We start from the raw sequence: 248 nt of genomic DNA, 5'->3' as shown, positions 1-248 counted from the left end.
ATCGAACGTTGTGAGCAGCATTGAGGACAACTAAAGTGCAACTCGACAACAAGAAAACGGGGAAGGATAAAAATGAAAACGTTGCTGCCGGTTATCGCCGGTACTGCATCGGGCAGCAGCGCGGGGAATCGCTCTGCCTCTCGTTCGCCCGCTCCGTGCTATGGAGTCGGGCGAACTCTCTCAACGTCAGCAGCCATCGAACAAACGGCATCGATCGCCTCCCTTCTGCTTCCAGCGGCACTCGTGCC

Annotated in this window: 1 protein-coding gene; it reads left to right on the top strand. The window is 56.5% G+C overall.

The genetic code is table 11. From position 1 onward, the window contains the following. Positions 1–35: 35 nt before the first annotated feature. The coding region (locus tag SB751_RS33745; protein ID WP_410749464.1) for a hypothetical protein at positions 36–248 on the top strand (213 nt) is incomplete at its 3' end.

This window comes from Cupriavidus sp. SIMBA_020 (assembly GCF_046535395.1).
Lineage (GTDB): Bacteria > Pseudomonadota > Gammaproteobacteria > Burkholderiales > Burkholderiaceae > Cupriavidus > Cupriavidus campinensis.
This window is presented reverse-complemented; position numbering and strand designations above follow the sequence as displayed.